Below are 2801 nucleotides of genomic sequence, written 5' to 3'. Positions count from 1 at the left end.
CCAAAGGGCAAATGGCGTACCAGTCGTCCCCCTGCTTTAGCTAAGATTAATGTCAATCGCAATCACATTGGCTCGAATATGAAGAAAAGTCCCAAAGACCGGAAGCCAGTGATTTCAGTAAAACGAAAGGGCACTAATCTCTACGGCAACGAGGTCGAAATCCTCGGTCCGTGTAAGATTGTCTATCAGCCGGATAATCCACTCGATTGTGGCGCTCGTTTGTGGATCGAAACTTTTAGTGATATTCACTTCATTTCTTGATGCAAAGCGCGAGTGGGGGAAACTCCCTTTGGCACCTCTGCATCGCTGGTGGCAGTTTCCCAGCTATAGCAATCCGATCTGATTCGTAAAATAAATGGGCTGTTTTAAGGTAGAAGGCAGAAGGTAAAAGAGTTTCAGGAGCAATAAATCGCTTCGCGACTATTCAAAAATGCTCAACGTCTTCTTTAGTTAAACCAGTTGTTGCCACGATTAAATTGATATCAATCCCTCTTGCTTTCATAGCTTTGGCTATTTCTGTGGCTTTCTCTGCTCTCCCCTGTAATTTTCCGGCTGCTTCTGCCCCTTCCAGTAGGCTAATTTCATAGCGTTTATTTTCCAGATAGTTCTGATAAGCTACTTTTTCTGGTAAAGGTAAACTCTCAATCCTTAGCTTATCCTTAGCCTCAGCTAATCCTCTGGCTTGGAACTCTTCTTTGATTTCACTATTCTTTAGGAAATAGATCCATTCATCTAAACTGTTTCTGGTTACGTTATCAAACTGGTTGACTCTCAATATATAATATTCGGGAAATATCTGATAGACTTGCTCTAGTTTGAACAACTCCTTCTGTAGGCTGGATAGTCCTAAAGAGTCACGATGATGACGACCTCGGAAATCTAGTTTCCCTTCATAGATGTAATCTTGTCCTTGTCCTAGAGTAAAGTAAACAATATTAATCGAGTAGACTTTTTTGAGTTTACTATAGGGCTCTCCTTTATCTAGATATTGGGTGAGCAGTGTGGAGACACCAAATAGCATTCGATGAAAGTAATCATTTTCGGAACTGTTTTGGACTTCCACGAGCAGTAACTCTCCAGCACTATTGAGGGCTAGAATATCAACTCGATTCAGTTTATTGTCTTCGGTGAGCCGATTACTTTCCCCTTCTAAAATCGATTCAATAGTAATCTCTTCTCCTAGTAATTCGGTGATAAAGCCTTCTAGGACGACATAATTAGCTTTATCCCTCAGCAGTTTTTTGATTGCCCAGTCAAAGCGGATGTGTGTCTTGGCCATGATTAGTAGGGAGTAGGGAGCGGTGCGACCCGTGGCGAATTTAATTCGCCTACGGAAAGCGCACCGAGGGAGTAGTATAGTTGAAAAGCAGTGTTAACTCAAAAATTAATTGATTTTATTATAGATGGGATTGAGTTTATTGATTTTATGAGTAACTCTACCGGTAACACTAGTTGTTGCTTGGTTTAATAATGATGTGGAATTCACGGATATCAACTCCTCCGTAACCTCAAAAAAATTCCGTAATTCTCTCTAGGCAATAACCACATCAATTAGGCAATCCTAGATGAGGAGAGTAGTTTAACTGGGAGGAAAACTCGGATGCCTTCCCGTAGCGTGACAAGCGGCTCAATCGCTTATCTGAGTGCTCAGTGCTGAGTGTTGAGTTATTCGTTATTAATGATTAGGGTTCTACCGAACTGATTTTATGCATAAAATTGCGCTTATTGCCCACTAAGTATTATAGGGCGGGTGATTGATAAAAAAATATTCTTTCAAAAAATCAAACTCCTGTAATATCAGGATTATACTAATTATTTTATAAACGTTTTATATGGCAACTTTTATAGAGCCACGATTAGTTATTTATTCGGTGTTGCTCAACTAAATAATTGATTGATATCAAGACTATTTGGGTCAGTTACCAATTAGCTTTTCTCTTTAATTCATTGCGGCCAGTTATGAAGTCTTTATTCAATTATCTTAAAAAAATCCCACACCATTCCTCAGACTTTTCAGAAGCGTCTGAGGTAAATTTTGCTCCACAGCCTTTAGGCTTTAACCTGATCGGGGTAACTAACCTAGCTCAGGCTACTTTCCCTATCTTGGTGACAGGGTCTGCTTTGCTGGTGGCTACTTCTACTCCAGTAGAAGCACAAAGTGTGACTTATGACAATACCACTAGTGCGGCAATAACATCAAACAGCTGTAGTTCACCAATAGTGCGAACTTTTAACGTTACTGATAACTTTACGGTTCAAGACGTTAATCTGGGATTTAATGCGGATCACACCTGGCGTGGCGATCTTCGAGTCACGTTACAGCATCCGGATGGTACCTCTGTTGATGTAATCAGCAATACTGGCGGCTCGGCAGATGGATTTGATGTTCTTCTAGACAGCAACTCTGGGAATTCCCTAGATGATGGTAATGACGATGATACGGCAGCACCTCTCTATGACCGGACTGTAGCCCCGTCCAATAGTCTTGCTGTTTTTAATGGCAAAACCTCTAATGGTACCTGGACTTTAGAAATTTGCGATAGTGTTGGTGGTGATGAGGGTACTTTTAACAGTGCAAGGCTGGTTTTAGATGGTACAGCTTTGCCTGTTGACTACGGTGATGCTCCTGATAATACCGCCAGCACCGGTAATGGAGATTACCAAACCTTATCCGCTAATAGTGGTCCTACTCACACCATTGACAATACCACCTATTTAGGGGCAGGAGTAACAGCTGATACCGATGGCTTTGGAGATGGCACGGATAATAATAATAACGCTACCGATGATACCGATGATGG

General features: G+C 41.4%; 2 protein-coding genes and 1 pseudogene. 2 read left to right on the top strand and 1 reads right to left on the bottom strand.

Going from position 1 to position 2801, the window contains the following annotated elements; translation table 11 throughout:
- A pseudogene (locus tag F6K49_RS39495) lies at positions 1-261 on the top strand (DNA-binding protein); the annotation flags it as partial.
- A gap of 163 nt (positions 262-424) precedes the next feature.
- On the opposite strand, the gene F6K49_RS39490 reads toward F6K49_RS39495, so the two are convergent.
- Positions 425-1279: an Rpn family recombination-promoting nuclease/putative transposase gene (locus tag F6K49_RS39490; protein WP_075904044.1), complete on the bottom strand. Its 855-nt coding sequence runs from the start codon at positions 1277-1279 to the stop codon at positions 425-427.
- 680 nt (positions 1280-1959) lie between these two features.
- Between F6K49_RS39490 and F6K49_RS39485 the strand changes: the two genes are divergently transcribed.
- Positions 1960-2801 (top strand): proprotein convertase P-domain-containing protein (locus F6K49_RS39485; RefSeq protein WP_293106058.1); only part of this gene is annotated, 842 nt, incomplete at its 3' end.

Source organism: Moorena sp. SIO3I6 (assembly GCF_010672095.1).
The sequence above is the reverse complement of the archived record's forward strand: the minus strand, read 5'-3'. Positions and strand labels throughout refer to the sequence as shown.